Origin of the sequence: Neorhizobium petrolearium (genome assembly GCF_029854435.1) — a bacterium.
Classification (GTDB): domain Bacteria; phylum Pseudomonadota; class Alphaproteobacteria; order Rhizobiales; family Rhizobiaceae; genus Neorhizobium; species Neorhizobium petrolearium.
Genome location: NZ_CP123000.1, coordinates 5,186,683 through 5,212,672, shown reverse-complemented (window position 1 = coordinate 5,212,672; position 25,990 = coordinate 5,186,683). Strand labels below are relative to the sequence as shown.

The window sequence follows — 25,990 nt, the reverse complement described above, 5'->3', positions numbered from 1 at the left end:
CGCGTCCTCCTCACGATGCGGCGCGCATCTCTTCGTCCGTCCATCGATAATGCTTCTTTTCGACATTGTCGGAAACCCGCTCCCGCAATGCCGCAAGGTCGATCTGGTGCACGCTGCCGGTGCCGGCAAGGTCCAACGCATTCGCCGCCGCCATGCCCATGCCGATGCAGGGCCCCATGACGCGCACGCTGGAGAGCGCAGCCGAATCCGCATCGATGCAACGCCCTGCCGCGGCGACGTTGTCGCACTCGTCCGGTGTCAGGCTGCCGAGCGGGATATAATGGGCGTGGTCCTCATCGAAGGTGATCCAGTGGTGGCCATCGCCGTGATCGTGCAACTCGATCGGCCAGGCGGTGCGGGCAACCGCATCGTCGAATTTCGTGCCGGCCCGGATCTCGTCGACCGTCAGGTGATGACTGCCGGCGATCCAGCGAGTCTGGCGGATGCCCGGCAGACCGAACGAACGGATACGGGCATTGCCGAAACATTCCTGAAACTCCTTTTTCAGGAATTCGACGGCGCGCGCCGCCTGGTCCTTGCCTTCCAGCGCCTTCCGCGATGCCTCGACCGGGTCGAGCGGCGTTTCCACATGGGTCATATTCATGGCGGCGATGCCGCGGCCGGGGATGGTGAACCCCAGGCCCTCGCGGCGTAGCAGGCCGTAATCCGCGGCCTTCTCCTTCATCCGGTCGGCAATCTCGTAGCGGGTCGGCTGTTTCGCCTCGTCGATGTTTTCCAGCACCACCATCTGTGTGCCGAACACGCCGCCCTTTTCCGGCTGGCGGCAGGCAAACCCCGCCTGCCAGACGAGCGCCGCATCGCCGCTCGCCTCGACCCAGCCGGTCGCCTCGACCGAGACGCCGCCGTAGCGGGTCATGAAATCCGTCTCCACGATGCGGCGACCTTCCACATGCACGTCGAGGATCGTCGCGCCGAGCACGACCTCGATACCGGCTTCGAGCACGCTTTGCTCCATCCAGCGGCCAAGAACCACTTCGTCGTAATAGACGACCGTCGTGTTCGGCCCGTGGCGGTAGTAGATCGACTTGTCCTGGGATTCCAGATGAGCGAGCAGCCTGTCCGCGACGCCATAGGTGAACTGATAACCGTGCGTTCCGTTCGAAAAGAGGCCGCAGAAGGTGGCGATGATCGAGTTGACCGCCTGGCCGCCGAGCGCAGCCTGTCCATCGACGATCACGACCTTGCGGCCAAGGCGTGCTGCTTCAAGAGCTGCGGAAATGCCCGCGATGCCCGCGCCGACGACGCAGATATCCGCCTTCAGCTTGCGGAACGGCGTGTCCTTTTCGCGTCTGACAATGCGCGTTTCCCGGCTCAGCGTTTCCGCCATAAAGTCCTCCCTTGCAACGCCCGCGCCTCGCGGCGCACATCTACGGATCGTAACCCAAGCCGCCAAGCCTTGAACCCGGCAAGTCATGCGATCAGTTTTCGTGTTTCGCGAAAGCTGGAAGGGTAATCCGGTCTTGGCTTTCGCTCAAAACGCGGGGATGGCTTGATCCGGAATGCCTTCTGCGAGACGCTTCTGCGTGTAGGATATGAACTCGGCCACCACGTTCTTGTTCATCTTGATGCGCGGCACCAGGGCCTTTACCCACAATGGCTCGACGGGGCATTCGGGCATGACTTCTTCAAGTCTGCCGCTGTCGAGATCCGACTGTGCCAGGAACCGCGGCAGGATTGCGAGACCCAGTCCCTGGCGGGCGGCGGCGAGCAGGATGCGGCTGTCATTGGCGGTGAAGTTCGACGTGATCTCCACGTTGAGCGGGCTCGTCTCCATCTGGAAGGTCCAGGTCGTGCCGATCGTGTGGAACGTGATGCACTCGTGGCCGACGAGTTCTGTCGGATCCTTCGGCCGCTTGCGGCTTGCGAAATATTCGGGCGCGGCGCAGAGCACCCGCGGATAAGCACAGAGCGGGTAGTCGATCACATATGCATAGGATTGCGGCAGTGCGCCCACCGCGACATCGAACCCTTCCTCCAGCGGATTGACCGAACGGTCGATCAGCACGATCTCGATCTTGACCCGCGGATTCCTCGCCTGGAAGGCCGCGCAGATATCGCCGAAGAACATGGAGGCGAGCGTCGTCGGCGCCTTGATGCGTAAGGAACCCGTCAGCCCCAGTTCCTGGGCGCTGGGTGTCGCCAGCGTATCCTCGATCTCGCCGACCAGAAGCTGCAGGCGCGGCCTCAGCCGCTCGCCATCCACCGTCAGAGCCAACCGCCGTGTGGTGCGGACGAAGAGCTGGGTGGTCAGGTGATCCTCAAGCCGCTTGACGCGCTTGGTGATGACGGAGGTCGCGACGCCCAGATCACGGCCGGCGGCGGAAAAGCTGCCGGCGCGGGCGGTCGCCAGGAATGCGCCGATGTCGAGAAGTATGTTCACTGTCTTTCTCGTTTCGGAAAAAATGGGAACCGGCATCAGGCGCATATTTTCGCCGTTTCTGCAACTCCTTGAGACAATCCATAACCTGCGATCATTTCCCGATCAGCGTCGCTCCCTTTTCAAGTGGCGTGACCGTGCTGCCGTAGAGATTGAGCCAGCCCTTCTCGGCCGAAAGCGGCTTCTGAACAAAGGCTTCAGCCCGAGCGGCAAGCTCCGCCTCCGGCACGTGCAGTTCGATCGAGCGACTGTCGATATCGATGGTGATGCGATCGCCATCCTTCACGAGGCCGAGCGGGCCACCGGTGAAGGCTTCCGGCTTCACCTCGCCAATCACCAGCCCGACATTGACGAGGCCGCTCAACTGTCCGTCGGTCACCACCGCAACCTCGGGGCCGAGGCCGGAACCATCGAGCGCAAAGACGAGGCGGGAGGCGCCGCCCATGCCCGGCCCGCCCCTGACGCCCATGCCGCGCAGAACCAGCACGTCACCGGGCTTCACCCCGCCTTCTTTCAATGCCGCTTCGGCGGACGGCGAATTGTCGAAGACACGCGCCGGACCATCGAAACTCATCGGCCGGCCTGGACCGCGCAGCCCAACCTTGGCGATCGCGCCATCCGGCGCCAGTGAGCCGCGCAGGAGCACGATGCCAGGCTTGACTCCAAAGGGCTTGTCGAGCGGACGGATGACGTCCGGATCGGCGATCTCGACGTCCTTCAGCTCCTCGCCCCAGGTCCGACCGGTGACGGTCAGTGCCGAAGGATCGATGAGCGGCTCCAGCCGCTTCATGATACCGCGCGCGCCGCCGGCATCCTCGAATTCCTCGATCGAGTTCGAGCCGATCGGCCGAACAGCGGCGAGGATCGGCACCTCGCCGCTCAACTCCTCGAAAATCCGGTAGACATCGACATCGAGGCCCGCCTCGACAGCAATCGCCTGCAAATGCTTGATTGTGTTGATCGAACCGGACACGGCCAGCACGGTTGCAGCGGCATTGCGGAAGGCGCCGGGCGTCAGGATCTTTCGCGGACGCAGGTCTTCCCAGACCATGTCGATGATGCGATGGCCGGCACGGTCGACATAATCCATCATCTTCTCGCTCATCGCCCTCACCGGCGCACCGCCGGGCAGCGCCATGCCGAGCGCCTCGCAAACCGAGTGCATGGAATTGGCCGTGCCCATGCCCGAACAGACGCCAGGGCTCTTGATGGCGTTCTCGCTCATCTCCTTCAATTCCTCGAAGCTGATCTTACCCGCGGCATGGTGGCCGGCATGCAGGAAGACTTCCTCGATATCCATGTGATGGTTGCGGTACTTTCCGCTCGCCTGATAGCCGCACAGCACGACCAGCGTCGGCAGGTCGATGCGGGCGGCCGCCATGATCTGGCCCGGCGTGGTCTTGTCGCAGGAGGCAAGACAGATCATGCCATCAAGCTGGGCGCCCTCGACTGCCACTTCGATATCATTGGTGATGAGGTCGCGGCTCGGCAAGATATAGGTCGCGGCCCGGCCGGCGCTGATGATGAAATCGCTCGGCGCGATCGTGCGGATTTCGAAGGGAATGCCGCCGGCGGCGCGCACCGCTTCCTTCACACGGGCGGAAACCTGGTCGAGATGGCTGAAGCAGATAGAGAGTTCCGAAGAGGTATTCACCACCGCGATCTTCGGCTTTTCCATGTCCTCGTCGGTAAGGCCGAGCGCCCGCCATTGCGCCCGCCGCACCGCCCAGCGCGACGTACCCGGTTCGAAATTGCTGCGCAATTGTCTCCTGGTCATCCTCAGGCCTCCTCCTCCCGATACCGATCACCTCCGGAGAGGCTAACAATTCCAGAAGCGGTGGGGAATGCTTAGAACAGGCCGCTCACCTTTCTCGAATCGAGAAAGACTGCCCGCATGGTCAATCGCAACGCGCGCAATGAAACGCAAATTGTGCGGCGAGTCCGTTGACAGCGCGGGTTTCGGAAATCCGCAGCGCCATCCAGGCGGAGACGGCCGTCCAGGCTGCGCGCATATAGGCATCGGCGCGGTAGAGCGCCGCGTCCGGGTCTCCCTGCATTGCCGTCATCCTGCCGCTCAGCGCTTCGAAACCGTCGAGAATGCGAAGGACGGCGTCCGAAGCCGCCGGATGTTCGGACATATACGCGTCGATCTCGTCGCGCGCCTTTTCAAGGAAGAGCGCCGAGCCCCTGCCCTCGTCGCGCCAGAGCCGGCGAGTCAGGAAGTCCAGGGCCTGCATGCCGGTCGTGCCCTCGTAGATCGCCATGATGCGGGAATCGCGCAGGTGCTGTTCGAGCGGCCAGTCCTTCGTATAGCCGACGCCGCCCAGCACCTGGATTGCCGCATTCGCCGCATTGAAGCCCGCCTCCGCGCCGAAATTCTTGACGAGCGGCAGCATCCAGCCGGTGAAATCCTCCAGCCCCGGCTCGGTACCGAGCCGTGCCAGATCCATGACGGTCGCGAGTTCCAGAATAGCGGCGCGCAGGATTTCGGTCGAAGAGCGGATTTCATAAAGCTGCCGCTCAACGTCCGGGTGGGTGACGATCGGCACAGGCGGCTGATCGGGCCGGCCGCCCTGGCGGCGCTCTCTCGCATAGTCCTCGGCGATAGCGGCCGCGGCGGAGGCGATGCCGAGCCCCTGGCAGCCGGTGAGCAACCGCATCAGCTCGATCATGGTGAAGAGCTGCGGCAAGCCGCGCCCCTCCTGGCCGAGCATGACGGCGCCGGCATTTTCGAAGCGCATGGCGCAGGTGGGCGAGCCGTGCAGGCCCATCTTCTCCTCGATCCGGTCGACCGATACGCCGTTCGGCTTTCCGTCGATCAGGTTCGGCACGAGAAACAGGCTGATGCCGCGCGTCCCCGGCTGATCGTTGGTGCGGGCAAGCAGGCAGTGGCCGATACGTTCGGCCATGTCGTGATCGCCGAAGGAGATCCAGATCTTCTGCCCGGTCACGAACCACCCGCCGCCGCGAAGCTCCGCCTTCGTCCGGAGCCGGCCGACATCGGAACCGGCTTCCGGCTCAGAGATGCAGATGGTCGCCGCCCATTCGCCCGACGAAAGCTTCGGCACCCATCCGGCCGCAGTTTCCTCGTCGGCCGCTTCCGCCAGGAGATGCGCGGCGGCACGGGTGGAGCCGGCCGCCATCATCAGCGCCACGCAGCCGCGCTCGAAAAGCGACGCACAGGCGGCATGCAGCGTCAGCGGCACGGCCTGTCCGCCGAACTTCTCCGGCACGTCCATGCCGAGCCAGCCGGCCTCGGCATATTGCTTGAAAGCCGCAGCGAAACCTTCCGGCGTCCTCACCCGCCCGTCGACGACCTGCGCGCCGGCGCGGTCGCCGACCCCATTCAGAGGGGCAAGCACGCCTTCCGCAAAGTTGGCGGCCTCCCCGACGATCGCCGTCACCGTCTCATCGTCGCAATCCTGCCTGAGATCCCGCAGCCTGTGCCAGCCCGGCGTCAGGGACAGGAGTTCAAGCGTCCGGTCTGCCTGATCCGAAAAGGACATGGATCCTCACCGCGGCTGCATGCGGATGGCGCCGTCGAGACGGATCACCTCGCCGTTGACATACTGGTTCTCGATCAGAAAGCGCACCGCATCGGCAAATTCCGCCGGGTCTCCGAGCCGCGAGGGATAGGGAATGGCGGCGCCAAGGCTATCCTGCGTTTCCTGCGGCAGGCCCTTCAAGAGCGGCGTCATGAAAATGCCCGGCGCCACCGTGTTGACGCGGATTCCGAAGCGGGAAAGTTCGCGCGCTACCGGCAAGGCCATGGAAACGATACCGCCCTTGGAGGCGGAATAGGCGGCCTGACCGATCTGCCCTTCAAAGGCGGCAACCGAAGCGGTGTTGACGATGGCGCCGCGTGCCTTGTCTTCCCGTTCGGTTGTTGTCGCCATGCGCTCGGCGGCGAGTCGCATCATGTTGAACGTGCCGACTAGGTTGATGCGGATCACACGCTCGAAATCCGCAAGCGGCATTGGCCCTTCCTTGCCGAGAATGCGGCCGGCCGTGCCGATGCCGGCGCAATTAACGAGGATGCGCAGGCCATCGCCGGCCTTGGCGGCCACGTCCATAACCTTTGCCGCATCGCCCTCGCTGGTTGCGTCGCCCGAAATTGCCACGCCGCCGATATCACCGGCGACCTTTTCGGCTGCGTCTCCATTGCGGTCGAAGACGTGAACGATGGCGCCGAGTCTCGCAAGCAGACGCGCCGTCGCCTCGCCAAGCCCCGATCCGCCGCCGGTGACGACTGCGCTCGATCCCTCGATCCTCATGCCGCAAGCTCCTTTCCGACCCGGATGACATCCGGTCCATCCTCATAGAGAGCCTCGACCAGATCGCTGCGATGCGCAAGCACGGCACGCTGGTTGATCGAGCCCTTGTCGGTCACCTCGCCCTTTTCGAAGCGCAAGGGAGCCGTCATCAGCATGATGCGCATGATGCGCGTCGCCGATCCGCTCGCCTGCCGCTGGTGCTCGGCAAGCTTTGCCGCAATCGCCGCCTTGACCGTCGGATGGGCAACCACCTCTTCGTCGGAAAGGCCGCTTCCGCCCGGAACGAGTTCCCGCAACGCCGGCATGAAGGGCACGGCAAGCGCGCCGAGTTCCGCCTGGTTCTCGCCTGTGATCACCGCGTCACGAATCAGCCCGCCGAACTGGTTGACGATCTGGGCGCGCAGCACGCCGACCGCGACCCATGTGCCGGTCTGCAGCTTGAAGTTCTCCGCCGTGCGGCCGTCGAAATAGAAACCCTTGCGCGGATCGCCGGGGACTGCGAACTTCACCGCGTCGCCGATCCTGTAGAACCCTTCCTCATCGAAGGCCGCGGCGGTCAGCTTCTCGTTGCGCCAGTAGCCGGGCGTGATATTGGGACCCTTGAGGCGCAGTTCGTATTTGTCCTGGAACGGCACCAGCTTCATGGTGACCCCTTGCGCCGGGATGCCGATATTGCCGGGCTTTTCCTGCGGATCGGTGCAGAAGAGCGAGAACGGCGCCGTCTCCGTGGAGCCCAAGCCGGTGCCGAGCGGCACGTAGCCGCCGACGGTCATTTCCGCAAGTTCGATCAGGGCATCCCAGGTATGCTGGGCCATGCCGGCGCCGGCATACATCATCATCTTCAGATCCTTGAAGAAGCTCTGGCGAAGCTTGTCATCTTCGCGCATCTCCTGGACCAACATCTCGTATCCCGCCGGAACGTTGAAATACCAGGTCGGCGAAATTTCCCGGAGATTGGCGATGGTCTGGCCGATCAGCTTCGGCGTCGGCTTGCCGCGATCGATGTAATAGGTGCCGCCATGGTAGATCACGAGGTTGAAGCACTTGTTGCCGCTTGCCGTGTGGTTCCATGGCGACCAGTCCACCAGGACCGGCGGCTCCTCTCGGAAGTAGGCATAACAATCCGCTACCATTTCCTGGTTGGAGCAGAGCATGCGCTGCGTCTGGATGACCGCCTTTGGAGAGCCTGTCGTGCCGGACGTGAAGAGGAATTTTGCCACGGTATCCGGCCCGACCGCATCGAAAGCCGCGTCCACCGCCCCGGTCGGCTCGGTCCTGAGGATGTCGTCGAAGAGATGGGTATTGGGACGGCCATCCGGCAGGTTGCGGATCGCGGCAAACGGCATGTCTGCGCCGAAGGCCGTATCGACAGCCTTTTGGAAGACAGCCGCATCATCGGCGAACACCAGGCCCGGCGTGATCTGGGCGGCGATCTCGCCAAGCTTGCCGAAGTCGGAGGAGATGGTCGCATAGGCCGGCGCGATCGCCGCGGAAGGGATGCCGACATGCTGGGCGCCGAGCGCCATCAGCGCATGGTCGATCGAATTCTCGGAGAGAATGACGAGCGGATTTTCGGCCGAAAGCCCCAGATCGAGCAGGAACTGACCGATGCGCCGCACCCAGTCCAGAGCCTGGCCGTAGGTCACCTTGCGCCACTCACCCGTGCCCTCGCGATCGGCCATCCAGACACGATCCGGCCTCGTCTTCGCCCAATGCACCAGCCGCTCGTTGATCTTGCCGGGATAGGGACCGAGCCGGTCCTCCCGCCGGACGAGGAACTCGCCGTTCGGCCTTTCCTCCCAGCGCACCACCGGCGACCAGAGCTTTACATTGCGGACGGATTTCCCGCTCATGAGTCTCCTCCCAGACGTCAATCACATGAATTCTAATGAGAGCCGCAGCGGCTCCTCCCAAAATTTGTTTACAAAGAAACAATCTCCATGTAAACGATCAAAAACTCAAAACGGGCGGGGGAGCGTCCGTTGCTGGAGGGAGCAGACAAGAATGGCCGACCAGACGGCAACCAGCTTCGTGACCTATGAGCTCAAGGGCAAGGTCGCCCATATAGGTCTCAACCGCCCTGAAAAACGCAATGCCATCAGCGATCGCTTCGTTGAAATGATTGCGGAATCGGTAGCGCGCGCCGAAAGCGAAGCGAAAGCCGTCGTTCTGTTCGGGCATGGCGACCATTTCTGCGCCGGGCTCGATCTTGCCGAACACGTCAAGAAGACGCCGATCCAGGGCGTGCATGGCTCGCGCCGCTGGCACGCCGTGTTCGCCGGCATCGAACATGGCACGATTCCGTGGATTTCCGCCCTGCACGGTGCCGTCGTCGGCGGCGGGCTGGAACTTGCGGCATCGACCCATATCCGGGTCGCGGACCGCTCCGCCTTTTTCGCCCTGCCGGAAGGGCAGCGCGGCATTTTCGTCGGCGGCGGCGGTTCGGTGCGTGCCGCGCGGCTTATGGGCGTCGCGCGCATGACCGACATGATGCTGACCGGGCGGGTTGCCTCGGCGGAAGAAGCCGAGCGCTGGAACCTCGCACAATATGTCGTCGAGAAGGGCCAGGCGCGCGAGAAGGCGCATCAGCTTGCGGAAGCGGCCGCCAGCAACGCCGAAATCTCCAATTACGCGGTCATCAACGCATTGCCGCGCATCCAGGACATGGCCAAGGAAGACGGGCTTTTCGTCGAATCCTTCATCGCCTCCTTCACCGCCACGAGCCCCGAGGCGGAGGAGCGGCTGCGCGCCTTCCTCGAAAAACGCGCCGCGCGGCTGAAGACACCGGGTTCGGCCTGAGAGGAGTTTTCGGATGGACATGCCGATCCGCACGACTGACGAGGTGAATCTCGATCGTCTCGACACGGCGCTCGGCTTCCTGATGCGGCTTGCCCAGCTCAAGATCTACGAGCGCTTTTTCGAAGAGGTCGGCGATCACAACCTGAAACCGGGGGAATTTTCGGTTCTCTGGGTTCTCCTTCACAATCCGGGGATCCGGCAAAGCGTGCTCGGCCAGCGGCTGATGATCAAGCGGGCCCATATGACGAAGCTAATCCGCTCACTGGAGGATCAGGGCCTCGTCTCACGCCGTATCCCCGACGACGACCGCCGTGCTGTCGAAATCACGCTGACGCCCGCGGCCGCAACGATGGTGGAACAGGCCGGCGACTGGTTCTTTACCTATGAGGATTCAGTCGGGGAAAATCTCAACGCCGCCGAACGCCGGCAACTGACGGCCCTGTTGCGGAAATTCGTCGGCCTGGGCTGAACATCGGCAGACAAATCGAAGGATCGGGAGGAGCGAAGCTTGAATATCGACGATCTGATCGCCATCGACATCCACACCCATGCCGAGGAGCCCTGCTGCGGCCCGCGGGACGACGGTTATGACGAGTTCCAGGCCGGCATGGCGAAATATTTCAGGAATCCCGCCGGAGCGCAGGGCATGTTGCCGACCGTGCAGGAAACCGCCGCCTATTACCGCGAGCGCAGGATCGGCTGTGTAATCTTTCCGGTCGACGCGGAGCGGGAAACCGGCTTCCGCCGCTACGACAACGAGGAAGTGGCAAAAATCGCCGCCGAAAACAGCGACATCATGATCCCGTTTGCCTCGATCGATCCCGCCAAGGGCAAGGCCGGCGCCCGAGAGGCGCGGCGGCTGGTGCGCGAATTCGGCGTCAAGGGTTTCAAGTTCCACCCGACCATGCAGGGGTTCTATCCGAACGACCGGATGGCCTATCCGCTCTACGAGGCGATCCAGGAGGAAGGCGCGATCACGCTCTTCCATACCGGCCAGACGGGCGTCGGCGCCGGGCTTCGGGGCGGCATGGCGATGCGGCTGAAATTCTCCAACCCGATCCATCTCGACGATGTGGCGGTCGATTTTCCCGACATGCCGATCATATTGGCGCACCCCTCCTTCCCCTGGCAGGAGGAGGCCCTTTCTGTCGCGACCCACAAGCCGAACGTCTATATCGACATGTCCGGCTGGTCGCCGAAATATTTCCCGCCGATCCTCGTGCAATATGCCAATTCGCTGCTGAAGCACAAAATGCTGTTCGGTTCCGACTGGCCAGCGATCACGCCGGACCGCTGGTTGTCCGACTTCGCCAATATCGCCATCAAGGACGAGGTGCGGCCGCTGATCCTCAAGGAAAACGCCCGCAAGCTTTTGAAGATTTAGGTCGGGACAAAGCTCTTCCGGATCACAAGCTCGGGAATGACCCGTTCGTAGCCCGGCGCGGCATCGGGGTTTTCAAGCCGGCGCTCCAGAAGCTCGACGGCGCGGGTCGCCATGATCGCCGGGTCCTGCCTGAAAGTCGTGAGGCCGTAGCTCAGCCAGGCCGCCTCCGGCACGTCGTCGAAACCGATCACCGCCACATCATCCGGCACCCGCAGGCCAAGTTCGGTGCGGACGAAATCCATCAGGCCGAAGGCGATCTGGTCGTTGGCGCAGAAGACCGCATCCGGCTTCTCATCGGACAGGAACAGCTCACGGGCCGCGACAATGCCGCTGTCGTAGTCCGAATCCGGCCCCCTTGCCGCCGTCACCTCGGCGCCCAGCGCACGGGCCGCGGAAAGGAAAGCGCTTTCGCGTTCCATGATGCTCGGCGTGCCGGACCCGGATCCGATCACGGCGAGCCGGCGGCGGCCGGCGGCGAAGAAGGCGGTGGCGGCGTTGCGCGAGGCCTCGGAATTGCCAGCACGGACATGGTCGGCGTCGGGTTCCGAGCGGCCGATGACCACGAGCGGCTGGCCGTTTCGCTGGGCAAGCTCGAAGAAGCTCGCCGGCGGCGAGCCGGAGAGAATGATCGTCGCCTCGGCGCGATGGCCGATCAGCATCTTCTGGGCGGCGAGCAACTCCTCCTCCGCCTGGCCGGTATTGATGAGGATCGGAATGCTGCCGCGTCTGATCAGCGCCTTGGCGAGCGCTGCGGTCAGATGGGCTCGGAAGCCGAGTTCGGGCTTGGTGGCGACGATGCCCACCAGCCGGCTCTGGTTGGCGAGCACGCCGCGCGCCAGGTCGTTAACGTGGTAGCCCAGCTCATCGGCCGCACGCAGGACCTTTTCGCGCGTCGCAGGCGCCACGCTGGCGCCCGGCGTGAAGGTGCGGGAGACCGCCGAGCGGGACACTCCGGCGAGCCGGGCAACCTGTTCGGCGCTGACGAAGCGCATTCTCTTTTCGTCCTTCATGCTCTCCTCAATGTCCCACGCGCGAAAGGACGTCCGCCTTCAGGAAGCGCTCGACGACAGCCATGAAGACCAGCGACGGAACGAGCAACAGGAGGGCAGTGATCGACGCGATCTGGTAATTGCCGCCGGCGCCTGCGGTATAAAGCAGCAAGGGCAGCATGTTCACGTCCGGTGCGCCGACGAAATAGCTGCCGGTGAATTCATCGAGCGATTCCAGGAAAACGAAGATGGCGCTTGCCATCAGGCCGGGTGCGGCAAGCGGCAGCGTCACGTCCAGGAAGGTGCGCATCGCACCGGCGCCGATGTTGCGCGCCGCCTGCTCAAGCTCCACGTCGATGGCGGAAAACGCGGCGGTTGCGATCCAGACCGCATAGACGAGACCATGCGAGACATGCACCAGCACCACGCCCGGTATCGTGCCGTTCAAGCGGATTTCGTAGAAGATGCGCGCGACATTGACGTAGACCGTCAGGTTCGGGAACGCCTGCGGGATCAGGAAGGCAAGCAGGATCAACCCTCTCAGGGGCAGCTTCAGCCGCGCCAGTGCATAGCCGGCCGGAATTGCCAGAAGCAACGAGACGACGACGGTCAGAAGCGCGACGATCAGCGAATTGGTCAGCGACTCCACCGCCCCGCCGCGCGGTGCGAACACTTTTGCCCAGGAGCCGAAACCGTATTCCAACGGGAAGCTATGGGGAAAATACCACTTTTCCGCCACCGTCCAGAGCAGCATGTTGAAAAGCGGGCCGAAGATGAAGAAGGCCATCAGCCCGAAGACGATGCCGCGCGGCACCCACCAGAGGGCAGCGAGAGGATTGCGGCGGCCGGTCACGACGGAGGCGGTCATGCGCGTTCCTTGAGGCTGGCGCGCAGGTAAATCCACGCAACGGACGAGGCGAGCACGAGCGAGACGAGGCCAAGCGCATTGGCGACACCGTAATCCCCGTAGGAATTGACGCGGAAAGCAATGTCGGCGGTCAGCATGGTCGGCGACTGGGCGTTGATCATCAGAGGCACGGAAAGCACCGACATCATGGTGACGAAGGAGAGGATGAGGCCGACGGTCAGCGTCATCGCTACCTGCGGCACGAGGATTTCGATGAGAACGCGCAAGCGCGAGGCGCCGAGATTGCGGGCCGCCTCGATCGTATCGCGGTTGACCGAAGCCATGGCGCCGGCGACGAGCAGCGCCACGAAAGGCGTCTGCTTCCAGACGAAGGCAATGACGATGCCGCGCCAGTCGAGAAAGCTCTGGGCATCGAGCGGGGTCAGCAGGCCGAGACTGATGAAAGTGTTGTTCATCATGCCGTTCTTGGCGAGGAAGGTGCGGAGGATCTGCCCGACGACGATGAACGGAATGAACATAGGCCAGCGATAGAGAAAGCGCAGGATCGCCACCGCGACCGGATGTTCGCCGAGCGTCAGATAACCGCCGATCGCAATCGAGGCGATGCCGATCAGCACCGTCGACAGCGCGATGATGACGACGGAAAAGACGATATCCTTCGTGTAGAGGTCGAAGGTCTTGGCGAAATTGCCCCAGCCGAATGCCCCGTCCACCTGGAAGGCGCCGACCGCCGACATGACGAGCGGCAGGATGAACAGGAGGACGATCACCGCAAGCGCGGGCAGCACGAGGAGGAGACCGAGGAGACGTTTGGACATTTTTCGAACTCGATGGAATTGCCCCTCATCCGCCTGCCGGCACCTTCTCCCGCGAGCGGGGAGAAGGACCAACGCGGCGCCCTCTCCGGCCCACTCGATATTCGAGCGTGGCAAGTCCCCTCTCCCCGCCTGCGGGGAGAGGGTTGGGGTGAGGGGCATAGGCCGAACGCAGCGCAGCTTACTTGACCGACTTTTCGTAGGCTTCCAGGATCGCGTTGTTATAGGGCGCGATCGGGAAGGGCTTGCCCTTGGCCGCAAGATCTTCCGGCGTGATGTCCACGAAGAGCTTGTTCCAGGTGGCGTCATCGAGTTCGGCCTTGACCTTGTCGGCGTCGATGCCCGGATACCAGTTGAAGCGTTTGACGATGCCTTCGGCCTGGACCTTCGGGCTAGTGGCAAGCGCGATGAACTTTTCCGCCAGGCCCTTGTGGGCCGTCTTTTCCGGCATGACGTAGTGCATCGGCTGGCCCGGCATGCCCGGGGCCGGCAGCATGAGCTTCAGCGTCGGCGGCAACTGGCCGTTCGCCTGCCAGGAGTAGAACATGTCGACCCAGACCGGACCCATGGCGATTTCACCGCGAGAGAGCAGATCGAGCGTTCCGGCATTGCCGGGGGTGAGCGTCGCATTGGTGGTGAAGTCGGCGAGGCTCTTGAAGGCCGCATCCCACTTCTTCGTTTCCTCTTCCTTGAACGGGCCGTTCATCAGCGTGTTGGCATCGCCGCCGCCGAAGGCATAGATCCAGCCCATGACGAAGCTGACGCCCGAAGCGCCGCCCTTGATGCCGTTGTAGCCGAACTGCTTCGGATGGGCCTTCGCCCATTCGGCCAGTTCCGCATAGGATTTCGGCGGATTCTGAACAAGATCGGGATTGTAGGCGATCGCCGTCTGGCTGTTGAACATCGGCATGACATAGCCGTCGACATTGGCGCCGAGCGCCATCTTCGCATTGGCGCGGGTGACGAGCTTGCCGGTGTCGATGTCACCGCGATACTTGGCGAGATAGTCCTTGGCGACCATCGGGCCGACGAACTTCTCGTGCACGACGGCAACGTCGACATCCCACTTTTCCGCCTTGGCGGCAGCCTGGGCGTCGAAGCGCTCGAGGATCTTCTGCGAACCGGCATCGCCGGGGCCGGTGCCGACGGCGCGGACCGTATTGCCCGGATAGGTCTTCTCGAAAAGGGGCCCAAGATACTGGTTGATATAATCGACCATGTTCTGGTCGCCGGCGGTCGCGACCGTCAGCTCTTCCGCATGGAGCGGAAGGGCTGCGAAAGCGACGGCAAAGGCCGCGTAGGACATTCTCTTCATGGGTGTTCTCCGTGAGTTGAAAAGTCGAGTTTCAAAAAGTCAGGCGTAAACTTTCCCGGACGGTGCCCGGGAAACGGTGGAGGCCGGCTCATTCGCCGGCGCATTGAAGAGGAAAAGCGCTTCCGCCGGGACATGGACGGCGACGCGGGCACCCGGCTCGAAGGCCTGGGTCCCATCGGCCATGATCTCGGTCTGCCCGATCCGGACCACATGGCGCCAATGGCCGCCGGGATAGCTGACGGCGGCGACCTCGCCCCGAAATGTAATGCCGGAACCAACCGTCGCGATCTCGCCTTCCGCAAGGAGGCGCGCGGCTTCCGGGCGGAACCGGGCTTCGACGGGGCCAGAGGTCAGCGGGCGATCGAGAACCGGCACGCCGGCCACTGCGTTGGCTGCGCCTTCGGCGATCACGAACTGGCCGCCCACCCGCACTCCATCGAGGTGGATCACGTTCTCGGCCCCCATGAAGGCGGCGACGAAAGCCGAGGCCGGACAGTTGTAGACCTCTTCCGGGGTTCCTTGCTGGGCGATCTTCCCCGCATTCAGGATGACGATGCGGTCGGCCATGACCATGGCTTCCTCGCGGTCATGGGTGACGTGGATCGCCGTGATGCCGAGCCGCTTCTGCAGCGCCCGGAGTTCGTGACGGACCGTCAGGCGGATACGGGCATCGAGGTTCGACAGCGGCTCATCGAGCAGCAGGATTTCCGGATCGACGGCGAGCGCCCGGCCAAGCGCTACGCGCTGACGCTGGCCACCCGACAGCGCCGAAGGCTTGCGCGCCTCCAGCCCGTCGAGGCCGAGCAGCGACTGCATCGCGGCGACGCGAGTGGCGATCTCGGTGCGCGGCACGCCCTTCAACTTCAGTCCGTAGCCGATGTTCTGGGCAACGGTCATATGCGGCCAGAGCGCATAGGACTGGAAGACCAGCGCCATGCCGCGCTTGTCCGGCGGCAGGTGCGTCACATCGCGATGGCGCACCTTCACCTCGCCGGCCGACGGGCCGATGAAGCCGGCTAACAATCTCAGAAGCGTGGTCTTGCCGCAGCCGGACGCGCCGAGCAGCGCCACGAACTCGCCTTTCGAAATCGACAGGTCGATGTCGGCCAGAACCTGCGTGGAACCGTAACGGCTCGCGACGCCACGCAATTCCAGAAATCCGCCCCGCTCCATCGAAACCCTCTCTTGCACAGCCGTGCAATCTTGCTGACGGTTTCTTAAGGCGCGAGTTTTACAGCCGGATGACAGCGGCGTTGTTTGTTTGCAAGCCGGCCGAACAGACCTAGACGGCCTGCAGCGCCTCGAGGCGGGCGAGCGCCTTTTCCAGTTCCCCGGCTCCGGTCGCCACCAGAGCAGCCCCCGCCTCCTTGAGAGCCTGGGCGCGGCCAGGCCGCGGGTCGGCAGGATCGACAAAGCCGATCGGCACCATACCCGCGGCCCTCGCCCCCGTAATGCCGTGGCTGCTGTCGTCGATCACTACGCAATTCTTCGGATCGACGGCAAAGGCCTTGGCGCAGAAATGGAAAAGGTCGGGCGCCGGTTTTGGCCGTGCCACCCGGTCGGAGCTGAAGACCGAGGGCGCAAATGCGTGCCAGAGATCGAGCAGGCCGAGGCTCTTCGACAGCCGGTCCGTCGAGCTATTGGAAGCGACGCATTTTTTATGCGGCAGCGACCGGACGAGTTCTTCCATGCCCGCCATCGGCTCCAATGAACGGGCGAATTCCGGATAGATGTCGAGATGCCAAGCCTCAAACACCGCATCGAGGTTTTCGAGGCCGAGTTCATCGGCGCAGATGCGGCGGATGACATCCGGCGAATTGCCGGTGAAGCGGATCAGGACCTCTTCCGCGGTGATGGAAGCGCCGGCATTCTGCAAGGCTTTGGCAAGCGTGCAACTGGCGATCGGCTCGCTGTTGATCAGCACGCCGTCACAATCGAAAATCAGAAGATCAATCTGCATGGGAGTCCAATTTCAGTGGTGCGTCAGAGCCGGTTGACGCCGGCTGCACCGTCGGCGACGGCGAAGCTCTGGAAAACGCTGGCCGGAGAATTCTGCTGCTTGCGGTCTGCGATGCCGACGAAATCCACCTCGGTCGACCGGTCATTCAAGCGCATGATGGCATAGCCATGCTTGTCCGAGGCGAACTTGAGGTGCGGGTTTTCGGCAAGCGCCGTGGCAAGACTCTTTTCGGACGGTGCATCGGACGTGATCGAGCCGCCGACGAACTCGGTGGCGATGGGCGTCGCCTTTTCGTCCGCGAAGTCGCGCTTCACGTCAGCCGCATAAAAGGCGTGCAGGTCGCCGCCGATGATCACGGGATTGCGCACGGCAGACGACTGTACGGCATCGAGGAGACGGCCGCGCGCAGCGTGATATCCATCCCAGCCATCCAGATTGTAGCCCGTCTCAGGACCCGCCTTGGTGTCGCGCTCGGACAGCAGGGTCTGCTGGGCGATGACGTTCCACTTTGCCTGGGAACCGGCAAGCGTCTTGCCGAGCCATTCCTCCTGCACCGGGCCGAGCATGGTTCGTTCAGGTCGATCCCCGGCGGCAGCCCCCTGGAGCTGCGGCGAGCGATATTGCCGCGTGTCGAGCAGCGTCAGTCCGAGCAGGTTACCGAAGCGATGGTGATCGTAGATGCGCAGCGCGTCGAAGCCATTGGCAAGGCTTGGATGTACCGGCATGTGCTCGAACCAGGCCTGATAGGCGGCGCGGCGGCGGGCAATAAAGGCCGTCGAAGCCGGCGCGTCCGGCGCGCGATCATTGGCATAGTTGTTGATGACCTCATGATCGTCCCAGACCGCAAGCCAGGGGAAGGCTGCATGCGCCGCCTGCAATTGCGGGTCCGATTTGTAGAGCGCATAGCGGTCGCGATATTCGTAGAGCATGGAGGGCACGCCGGTTCCGTGCTTGCGCACCAGTTCAGCGCCATAACTCCGCTCGTAGATGTAATCCCCGAGATGCACGACAAGATCGAGGTCTTTTCCCGCCATGTCGCCATAGGCGCTGTAGAAGCCTTGCTCGTATTGCTGGCATGATGCGAAGGCGAGACGGAAGGCATCGGTACTTTCGGCCGCTGTTTTGGTGCGGCCGACCAGGCTTTCCGCATCTCCCGAACGGAACCGATAGAAATACCAGCGGCCGGGCTGCAGCCCCTTCACCTCCACATGCACCGAATGGGCGAATTCCGGCACGGCACGGACGAGGCCGGACTGGACAGGCTTGGAAAACGCCTCGTCCTCGGCCACCATCCATTCCACGTCGATCGGATCGGCGACCGACTGCGGGTCCGGCGCGAAGGGATCGGCGGATACGGCCGCCGACGCATCCTCCAGGATCAGTCGGGTCCACAGCACGACGCTATCGGTTCTCGGCGAACCCGATGCGACGCCGAGCGCGAACGGATCGGTCTTGAAGCTTTCCGCACGCGCGGACCCAAGCGGCCGCCAGACGGCCGCCGCTGCCAGTCCGCTTGCCAGGAAGCTCCGCCGGTCAATGCGCATCATGTAGTCCTTCGCGTGCCTTGACGGCCAGATCCGGCCGGTCGGTGGTGATCTGGCGGATCGGCTGCTTCAGCCAGAATGAGAGGTCGTCCAGGTCGTTCGGCACCCAGGCACCAAGCCTTTCAGCAGGAATCAGCGCCGAGAGCAGATCCCATTCCTCGGACAGCAATGCCTTTTCGACGGCAAGCACATCCGAGACCCGCAGCATGGCTTCGACCGACTGCCGCAGACCTCGGGCCTCGACGGACTTGTGGCTGAGCGAGGAGAGCCGGCGGATATGTGGCGCTACCTCGCCGACCTTCTTCAGGACGTCGCTGTTGAAGCTCGTCAGGAAGGAACGGTCTGCAAGACCGAAGCGGTCGATCTCCGCAGCAGCGGCGGTTTCGAGGCCTTCGTAGGGCTTGCCATCGGCATCGGCCTTCAGCTCCACATGCAGTTCGAGGCCGGTCGGGGCGTAGATTTCCAGCACTTCGGCAAGCGTCGGGATGCGCTCGTCCGTGCCCTTGAGGATGACTGAGCGATATTCGCCGGCGGCGAGATCAGCGACGCGGCCGGTGCGTTCCGTCGTGCGGTCGAGCGTCGCGTCATGGATGACGAGAAGCTCGCCCGCGGCGGTCAGATGCACGTCGAACTCGACGGATTCCACCGGAAGCGCAAGCAGATTGCGAAAGCCGGTGAGGCTGTTCTCAGCCCAGAGATTGCGGGCGCCGCGATGGCCGACGATGATGGGTGTGGACATCGGAAATACCTCCTTACTTGCTTGAATCCACCAGACCCTTGGTGAACCAGCGTTGCATCAGCAGAATGACGAGGGCGGGCGGCGCCATGACGAAGAAGGAAGCCGCCATGGCGATGTTCCAGGCCGGTTGCGCATCCGCCACCGGGATCAGGTCCTTCAGCCCGATCATCGCCGTGTACATTTCCTTCTCGGTGGTGAAGAGCAGCGGCCAGAGATACTGGTTCCAGCCGTAAAGGAAGAGGATGATCGACAGCGCCGCGATGTTGGCGCTGGAGAGCGGCAGAAGCACGTCCCGGAAGAATTTCAATGGCCCGGCACCGTCGAGCTTCGCCGCCTCGCAGAGCTCGTCCGGCACGGTCAGGAAAAACTGGCGGAACAGGAAAGTCGCCGAGGCCGAGGCGATCAGCGGCAGGATCAAACCGCCATAGGTGTTGACCATGTTCCACTGCAACGCCGCATCCAGCTGGTAACCGGTGGTGTTGGCAAGAAAACCGGTCAGGCCGATCGCTTGGAAGAAGGAGCGGAGCGGCCCGCCGGCATCCGCCACCGCCTCGTAGGTCGGGATGATGCGCACTTCGACTGGCAGCATCAGCGAGATGAAGATCAGCCAGAAGGCAGTCATGCGGAAGGGAAAGCGGAAGTAGGTGACCGCAAAAGCGGCGATGATCGAGACCGCAAGCTTTCCGACGACGATGCCGACCGTGACGATGAGGGAGTTGATATAGAGCTGGCCGAAATCACCTTCATTCCAGGCACCTATGGTGTTTTCGACGAAATGTTCACCCGGCAGCAGCGGGAACGGCACCTGCTGCACCTCACCGACCGTCAGCGAACCGGCGACGAAGGCGAAATAGAGCGGCATGCCGACCGCGGCGGCGCCGAGCAGCAGCACCACATGACAGAAGATGGAGAGACCAATGTGACGTTCGACCATGATCACACCTGGTAATTGACTTTGCGCTCGACGGCGCGGAACTGCAGGACGGTGAAAAGGATGGCGATCGCCATCAGCACCACGGATTGCGCGGCCGACGAGCCGAGATCGAGCTGGCGGAAACCATCCTGGTAGACCTTGTAGACCAGGGTGTTGGTGCTGCCGGCCGGGCCGCCCTGGGTGATCGTGTCGATGATGCCGAAGGTCTCGAAGAGGCCGTAGACGAAATTCATGACGATCAGGAAGAAGATCGTCGGTGCGGCCATCGGCAGCGTGATCGTCAGGAAGCGCCTTACCGGCCGGGCGCCGTCTATCGCGCCGGCTTCGATGACGGAAGCCGGCACGGCGAGGAAGGCCGCGACAAGGAAGATGTAGTCGTAGCAGATATGCTTCCAGACCGCCGCGACCGAGACCAGCAGCAATGCATCGAAGGGCCGGCGGTTCGGGTCCCAGGCGAAGCCCAGGTCATGCAGCATGTGCGCCAGCGGGCCGACCGTCGGATTGAAGAGAAAGGCCCAGAGCACGCCCGAAATTGCCGGCGCGATGGCGTAGGGCAGGAGGATGACGCCCTTGTAGATCGCCTTGCCGCGCATGACCTGATCGGTGGCGAAGGCGAGCAGACCGGCGACCAGAAGCGTGACGACGGACTGGACGGTGGTGAACCAGAGGGTAAGCACCGCGCTGTCGCGATATTCCGGGCTCGAAAACAGGGTCGTAAAATTATCCAGCCCGACGAAGATCATCGTCCCGCCGAACGGATCGACCTGCACGAAGGCAAGCGACAGCGCCTTCCAAGTCGGAATGAAGAAGAAAAAGAGCAGGATCAGAAGTTGCGGAGCAACCAGGCCCGCCGCCAGCCAGGGCCGCCGGAAATGCGATGCCTTGAGCCCGGTTTCGGACGACCCGACAAGCGAACCCAACCAGGGCAGCAACGGAAAACGGGGGCGCGTCGCCGCGCCCTCGTCCAGTCTCAAGGCATCACTTGCCGGCATGGAGCTTCTCGTACTGGCGCAGGATTTCATTGCCGCGCTTGACCGAAGAGTCCAGAGCCTCCTGCGGCGTCTTCTTGCCGGTCCAGACCGCCTGCATCTCCTCGAGCAGGATCGCCGTCGCCTGGTTATGGTTGCCGAAGCGGAAACCTCGCGAATTGTCGTTCGGCTCGCCGCGCGAAAGCTGTTCGATGGCGATCTCGCGGGTCGGATGATCCTTGAAATAGCCTTCCTGCTTCATCTTGGCGTAGGCGGCATTGGTCACCGGAACATAGCCGGTCGACTTGCTCCACCATTCCTGAACGTTCGGCTGGGCGACATAGTTGAAGAAGGCTGCAACACCGGCCTGAACCTCTTCCGGCTTGCCCTTGATCGCCCAGAGCGCAGCGCCGCCGATCGTGCTGTTCTTCGGCTGGACGCCTTCCTCATGCGGCATGACAGCTGCGCTCCACTTGAACTTGGCATCCGCCTCGACGGCCGAATGGCTGGCCGTAGAATTGATGATCGAGGCACAGGTGCCGGAGGTGTAGAGGCTGATCGGGGAAACACCCTGGCCGGCGATCTTCAGCACGCCGTCGTCGATCCACTTCTTCAGCCGCGCGACCTGGCCGACCACGGAGGTCTTGTTGTAGACGAATTCGGTATCGAGACCGGCGTAACCGTTGGCCTTGGTGCCGAAGGGCTGATCATTGATCGCCGAATAGTTCTCGATCAGGCTCCACTGGTAGTCGCCCGGAAGCGCCATCGGGCAATCGGTGACTTTCTTTTCCTTCAGCGCATAGAGCTGCTTTTCGAGATCCTGCCAGGTGTCGGCCGGTGCATCGAAGCCGGCTGCCTTGAAGGCATCGGCATTGTACCAGAGGATCGGGGTCGACGAGTTGAAGGGCAGAGCCGCCGGCTTGCCGTTGACGATATAGAAGCCGGCGACCGGCTTGACGAAATCGTTCCAGTCGATCTTGTAGCCCTGCTTGGCCATCAGTTCGTCGGCCGGAATGATGGCCCCGGAATTCAGCATGGTCATGAAGCCGCGTTCGGCCGACTGAAGGATAGCCGGCTGCTGGTTGACGCGGTAGGCGGCGACCATGGCCGCCATCGTCTCTTCGTAATTGCCCTTGTGGGTGCCGACGACCTCGTACTTGTCCTGCGACTTGTTGAAGTCCGAGATGAGCTGCTGAACGGTCTCGCCGAGCTTGCCGGAGATCGCATACCACCATTCGATCTTGACGCGTTCCGCAGCCGCAGCACCCGTCGCGCCCATCAGCAGCGCGCCGGCGGCAAGCAGGCCGGCCACCGATTTCACATATGTCGAAGCCATGTTTCGGTTCCTTGGGTTTCCTGGGCCCCTTGCGTGGCCCGCCTCTGTTAGGTTCTGGCCATTTTTCCCGCTCTGGGTTAGCCATGACACGAGCGGGTTACGTTACATATGTTACACGCATGTGACATATGAGCACAATGGGGCTTTAAGATGGAAAATCGCGAATTGATGGTGCGAGCGGCCTGGCTCTACCACGTGGAAGGGTTGACCCAGCAGCAGATCGCCGAGCGGATGAACGTCACCCGGCGGCGGGTCAACGAAATTCTGTCGGAAGCACTGGAAACAGGTGTGGTGCGGATCAGCTTCGATGCCGTGCTTTCCGAAAGCGTCGAACTGGAAGCCAAGCTCAGGAAACGGTTTGGTTTGAAGGACGCCGTGGTGGTGCCGAGCCCAAGCGATCCGGGGTTGCTTCATTCCGTGCTCGGGCGGGGTGCCGCGGGTTTTCTCGGCAGATTGATCCAGACGCAGAAGCCCGCCTCGATCGGGATCGGCTGGGGCTCCACATTGCGCGAGACAATCCACCACATGCCTTCGCTCAACGAGCCGCAGATCAGGGTGCGTTCGATGATGGGCGGGCTGACCCACGGCTCGGAGATCAACACGTTCGAGATCGTCCGCGGCTTTGCCCAGGTGCTGAACGCCCAATGCCGTTATTTTGCAGCGCCGATCTATGCCGACAGCGCGGAATCGCGCGACGCGATCATCTCGCAGGGCGTCTTCCAGAAGACGTTCAAGCAGATCTGCGAGGTGGATGTCGCCTACCTTAGCGTCGGCGACGTGTCGCAGCAATCGCTGCAGGTGCGCTACGGCCTGCCGGAAGGCATGGACGAGGCGATCCTGAGAGATGCCGGCGCGGTGGGCGACCTGATGGGCCGTTATCTCGACACTTCCGGGCGGGAGATCGACCATCCGCTGAACCGCCAGGTGCTCTCGCCGGAACTCACGGATTTCCGCAGGATCGACTGCCGGATCGTCGCCTCCGGCGGGGCGCACAAACACAGGATCCTGCACGCCGTGGCGGAAAGCGGCCTGATCAACGTATTGATCACCGATGCCGGCAGCGCCCGCGCCATGCTGGCGCGATAGATCAAAAAGTTAGAGCGGGATCTTAACCGAAAACCGCCCACACTTTTCGGCATCCCGCTCGAGCCGTCAGATGTTCCTCCGCTTGCCCTCAAGCAGGTCGAGGACCTTGTTGGCGGCGTCCAGCACATTGGTGCCGGGGCCGAAGACGGCTGAAACACCGTGTTCCAGAAGGAAATCATAGTCCTGGCGGGGCACGACACCGCCGACCACGACGATCACATTGTCCGCCCCTTTCTTCTTCAGCGCCTCGACAAGCTGCGGCGCCAGCGTCCTGTGACCGGCGGCGAGCGAGGACATGCCGACCACCTGCACCTTTTCCTTCACCGCGAGATCGGCCGCCTCCTCCGGTGTTTGGAAGAGCGGGCCGGCCAGCACGTCGAAGCCGATGTCGCCGAAGGCGGACGCGATCACCTTGGCGCCGCGGTCGTGGCCGTCCTGGCCGAGCTTGGCGACCATGACCTTCGGCCTGCCGGACGCCTTGCTATAGCCGCTCAGGCGGCTGACGAGCGTCTTGTATTCGGGATCCCCGTCATAGGCCGGGCCGTAGATATCTCCCACCACTTCCGGCACTGCGGAATGATCGCCGAAGGACTTTCGCATGGCGTCGGAAATTTCGCCGACGGTGGCGCGGGCGCGAGCCGCCTCGACCGCCGCTTCGAGGAGATTGCCCTTGCCGGTACGGGCGACCTCGGAAAGCACACCAAGCGTCTCTTCGACTTTCCTCGGATCGCGCCGGCGGCGGACCTCTTCCAGCCGCCTCACCTGCGCCTTGCGCACGGCGGTATTGTCGATCGCCAGAATGTCGAGCTCGTCCTCGTTCTCCAGCCGGTATTTGTTGACCCCGACGATGATCTCCTCGCCACGGTCGACGGCAGCCTGGCGAAGGGTAGCCGCCTCCTCGATCATCCGTTTCGGCAGGCCTTCGGCGACGGCCTTGGTCATACCGCCCATCGCCTCGACTTCCCCGATCAGCGCCCAGGCCTTTTCCGCAAGCTCGTTGGTAAGGCTTTCGACATAATAAGAGCCGGCCAGCGGATCGACCACTTTCGTCACGCCCGTTTCGTGCTGGAGGATGAGCTGCGTATTGCGGGCGATGCGGGCGGAGAAATCCGTCGGCAGCGCCATCGCCTCGTCGAGCGCGTTGGTATGCAGCGACTGCGTGCCACCAAGCGCCGCCGACAGCGCCTCATAGGCGGTGCGGATGACGTTGTTGTAGGGGTCCTGTTCCTGCAGCGACACGCCGGACGTCTGGCAATGAGTGCGCAGCATCAGGGATGACGCCTTCTGCGGCTTGAACTCCTCCATGATGCGCGACCAGAGCAGGCGCGCAGCGCGAAGCTTCGCCGCCTCCATGAAGAAGTTCATGCCGATCGCGAAGAAAAAGGAAAGCCGGCCGGCGAAATCATCGACGTTCAGGCCCTTGGCGAGGGCAGCGCGCACATATTCGCGGCCGTCGGCGAGCGTGAAGGCGAGCTCCTGCACCAGCGTCGCGCCCGCTTCCTGCATATGGTAGCCGGATATGGAAATCGAATTGAAGCGCGGCATCTCCTTCGCCGTATACTCGATGATGTCGGCGACGATCCGCATCGAGGGTTCCGGCGGGTAGATATAGGTGTTGCGGACCATGAACTCCTTCAAAATGTCGTTCTGGATGGTTCCGGAAAGCTCGGCCCGCGAACAGCCCTGTTCTTCGCCGGCGACAATGAAGGAGGCGAGGATCGGGATCACCGCGCCGTTCATGGTCATGGAGACGGACATTTCCTTCAACGGAATGCCGTCGAAGAGGATCTTCATATCCTCGACCGAGTCGATCGCGACACCCGCCTTGCCGACATCGCCCTCGACGCGCGGATGGTCCGAGTCGTAGCCGCGATGGGTGGCAAGGTCGAAGGCGACGGAAAGGCCCTTCTGGCCGGCGGCGAGATTTCGCCGATAGAAGGCGTTGGACTCTTCGGCCGTCGAAAAGCCGGCATATTGCCGGATCGTCCAGGGGCGGCCGGCATACATGGTGGCGCGCGGCCCGCGTACGTAGGGCTTGAAGCCGGGAAGCGAGTTCAGATGCTCGATGCCCTCGAGGTCCTCAGCGGTATAGAGCGGCTTGACGTCGATGCCCTCGGCGGTGTGCCAGACGAGCGTTTCCGGCGACGCCTTCAGCTCCTTTTCGGCCAGTGTTTCCCAGTCTTTTACGGTCTTCCTGGACATCGAATGCTCCTCGACATGCGCCTTTGGACACGCGATCTTTCGATCCGTGGTTTATCTAGTGTTCGGACGGGGCGCTGAAAGCTGCCTCTTAAGTTTTTAGTTTAGGTGACACCTCTCAGCGCCCCGTTCGGCGGTTTGTGCCCGCGACTCCGGTCCCTCTGCCTTGGCCCTTCCGGACGGTCTTTTGCCGCCGGTTTCTCGATGTGTTCGGACGGACAAAAATCCGGCGAAACCATCCGTCGGGCCACTATGTGTGCCGCACAGGCACGCCCGGCACGCTGTTCGGGCACCAGAAGCGAAAGGCCGGTCCGTAACCTTTTCGCTTCCCCCGTGTCGCCGGAGGGAGACCATTTTCCGCGGACCCGGACGATGAGGTTTC

Annotated in this window: 22 protein-coding genes; 4 read left to right on the top strand and 18 right to left on the bottom strand. The window is 63.0% G+C overall.

Annotated elements, in window-relative coordinates; all coding sequences use genetic code 11:
• Positions 1 to 10 precede the first annotated feature (10 nt).
• From QEO92_RS25080 to QEO92_RS25055, 6 genes are all read right to left on the bottom strand, one after another.
• Entirely contained in the window at positions 11 to 1,348 is a 1,338-nt protein-coding gene (locus QEO92_RS25080; RefSeq protein WP_227704821.1) for an FAD-dependent oxidoreductase, read from the bottom strand.
• A 144-nt stretch (positions 1,349 to 1,492) separates the two neighbouring features.
• The gene (locus QEO92_RS25075; protein WP_227704820.1) at positions 1,493 to 2,401 is read right to left on the bottom strand and encodes a LysR family transcriptional regulator; all 909 of its coding nucleotides are present in this window, start codon (positions 2,399 to 2,401) and stop codon (positions 1,493 to 1,495) included.
• 91 nt (positions 2,402 to 2,492) lie between these two features.
• Positions 2,493 to 4,175: a dihydroxy-acid dehydratase gene (ilvD, locus tag QEO92_RS25070; RefSeq protein WP_227704819.1), complete on the bottom strand. Its 1,683-nt coding sequence runs from the start codon at positions 4,173 to 4,175 to the stop codon at positions 2,493 to 2,495.
• 121 nt (positions 4,176 to 4,296) lie between these two features.
• Positions 4,297 to 5,904 (bottom strand): acyl-CoA dehydrogenase family protein, encoded by a 1,608-nt coding sequence (locus tag QEO92_RS25065; RefSeq protein WP_227704818.1) that lies wholly within the window; start codon positions 5,902 to 5,904, stop codon positions 4,297 to 4,299.
• A 6-nt stretch (positions 5,905 to 5,910) separates the two neighbouring features.
• Entirely contained in the window at positions 5,911 to 6,672 is a 762-nt protein-coding gene (locus QEO92_RS25060; RefSeq protein ID WP_037152440.1) for an SDR family NAD(P)-dependent oxidoreductase, read from the bottom strand.
• Complete coding sequence (locus QEO92_RS25055) at positions 6,669 to 8,525, bottom strand: feruloyl-CoA synthase (RefSeq protein ID WP_227704817.1); 1,857 nt, start codon at positions 8,523 to 8,525, stop codon at positions 6,669 to 6,671. The genes QEO92_RS25060 and QEO92_RS25055 overlap by 4 nt, the downstream gene beginning before the upstream one ends.
• A gap of 151 nt (positions 8,526 to 8,676) precedes the next feature.
• Between QEO92_RS25055 and QEO92_RS25050 the strand changes: the two genes are divergently transcribed.
• The 3 genes from QEO92_RS25050 to QEO92_RS25040 are packed head-to-tail and all read left to right on the top strand — an operon-like array spanning position 8,677 to position 10,855.
• Positions 8,677 to 9,471, top strand: a complete 795-nt coding sequence (locus QEO92_RS25050) for a crotonase/enoyl-CoA hydratase family protein (protein WP_227704816.1) — start codon at positions 8,677 to 8,679, stop codon at positions 9,469 to 9,471.
• 13 nt (positions 9,472 to 9,484) lie between these two features.
• Positions 9,485 to 9,940: a MarR family winged helix-turn-helix transcriptional regulator gene (locus QEO92_RS25045; protein WP_227704815.1), complete on the top strand. Its 456-nt coding sequence runs from the start codon at positions 9,485 to 9,487 to the stop codon at positions 9,938 to 9,940.
• Between the two features lie 39 nt (positions 9,941 to 9,979).
• A complete protein-coding gene (locus QEO92_RS25040; protein WP_227704814.1) occupies positions 9,980 to 10,855 on the top strand; it encodes an amidohydrolase family protein in 876 nt (291 codons plus the stop codon).
• On the opposite strand, the gene QEO92_RS25035 is transcribed toward QEO92_RS25040, so the two are convergent.
• The 11 genes from QEO92_RS25035 to QEO92_RS24985 all read right to left on the bottom strand — a co-directional run bounded on the left by QEO92_RS25035 (position 10,852) and on the right by QEO92_RS24985 (position 22,323).
• Positions 10,852 to 11,865, bottom strand: coding sequence for a LacI family DNA-binding transcriptional regulator (locus tag QEO92_RS25035; protein ID WP_037152426.1), 1,014 nt, complete (start codon positions 11,863 to 11,865; stop codon positions 10,852 to 10,854). The two genes, QEO92_RS25040 and QEO92_RS25035, sit on opposite strands and share 4 nt — an antisense overlap.
• Before the next feature lie 7 nt (positions 11,866 to 11,872).
• Positions 11,873 to 12,712: an ABC transporter permease gene (locus QEO92_RS25030; protein WP_081952861.1), complete on the bottom strand. Its 840-nt coding sequence runs from the start codon at positions 12,710 to 12,712 to the stop codon at positions 11,873 to 11,875.
• Positions 12,709 to 13,530: an ABC transporter permease gene (locus QEO92_RS25025; protein ID WP_227704813.1), complete on the bottom strand. Its 822-nt coding sequence runs from the start codon at positions 13,528 to 13,530 to the stop codon at positions 12,709 to 12,711. Before QEO92_RS25025 ends, QEO92_RS25030 begins: the two co-directional genes overlap by 4 nt.
• A 178-nt stretch (positions 13,531 to 13,708) precedes the next feature.
• Positions 13,709 to 14,842 carry an ABC transporter substrate-binding protein gene (locus QEO92_RS25020; RefSeq protein WP_227704812.1) on the bottom strand — a complete coding sequence of 378 codons (1,134 nt, stop codon included), beginning with the start codon at positions 14,840 to 14,842 and terminating at the stop codon, positions 13,709 to 13,711.
• Between the two features lie 39 nt (positions 14,843 to 14,881).
• Positions 14,882 to 16,015 (bottom strand): ABC transporter ATP-binding protein, encoded by a 1,134-nt coding sequence (locus tag QEO92_RS25015; protein WP_227704811.1) that lies wholly within the window; start codon positions 16,013 to 16,015, stop codon positions 14,882 to 14,884.
• A gap of 109 nt (positions 16,016 to 16,124) precedes the next feature.
• Positions 16,125 to 16,802 (bottom strand): HAD-IA family hydrolase, encoded by a 678-nt coding sequence (locus QEO92_RS25010; RefSeq protein ID WP_227704810.1) that lies wholly within the window; start codon positions 16,800 to 16,802, stop codon positions 16,125 to 16,127.
• A gap of 23 nt (positions 16,803 to 16,825) precedes the next feature.
• Entirely contained in the window at positions 16,826 to 18,349 is a 1,524-nt protein-coding gene (locus tag QEO92_RS25005; protein WP_200883964.1) for an alkaline phosphatase D family protein, read from the bottom strand.
• Positions 18,336 to 19,085 carry a glycerophosphodiester phosphodiesterase family protein gene (locus QEO92_RS25000; protein ID WP_037152412.1) on the bottom strand — a complete coding sequence of 250 codons (750 nt, stop codon included), beginning with the start codon at positions 19,083 to 19,085 and terminating at the stop codon, positions 18,336 to 18,338. The genes QEO92_RS25005 and QEO92_RS25000 overlap by 14 nt, the downstream gene beginning before the upstream one ends.
• Positions 19,086 to 19,098: 13 nt before the next feature.
• Entirely contained in the window at positions 19,099 to 20,019 is a 921-nt protein-coding gene (locus QEO92_RS24995; RefSeq protein ID WP_037152409.1) for an ABC transporter permease subunit, read from the bottom strand.
• Between the two features lie 2 nt (positions 20,020 to 20,021).
• Complete coding sequence (locus QEO92_RS24990; protein WP_037152405.1) at positions 20,022 to 21,011, bottom strand: ABC transporter permease subunit; 990 nt, start codon at positions 21,009 to 21,011, stop codon at positions 20,022 to 20,024.
• Positions 20,998 to 22,323, bottom strand: coding sequence for an extracellular solute-binding protein (locus QEO92_RS24985; protein WP_152601143.1), 1,326 nt, complete (start codon positions 22,321 to 22,323; stop codon positions 20,998 to 21,000). The genes QEO92_RS24990 and QEO92_RS24985 overlap by 14 nt, the downstream gene beginning before the upstream one ends.
• A 150-nt stretch (positions 22,324 to 22,473) precedes the next feature.
• Here QEO92_RS24985 and QEO92_RS24980 point away from each other — a divergent pair, with 150 nt between their 5' ends.
• Positions 22,474 to 23,409: a sugar-binding transcriptional regulator gene (locus QEO92_RS24980; RefSeq protein ID WP_227704809.1), complete on the top strand. Its 936-nt coding sequence runs from the start codon at positions 22,474 to 22,476 to the stop codon at positions 23,407 to 23,409.
• Between the two features lie 66 nt (positions 23,410 to 23,475).
• On the opposite strand, the gene scpA is transcribed toward QEO92_RS24980, so the two are convergent.
• Positions 23,476 to 25,611, bottom strand: coding sequence for a methylmalonyl-CoA mutase (gene scpA, locus QEO92_RS24975; protein WP_227704808.1), 2,136 nt, complete (start codon positions 25,609 to 25,611; stop codon positions 23,476 to 23,478).
• Positions 25,612 to 25,990 lie beyond the last annotated feature (379 nt).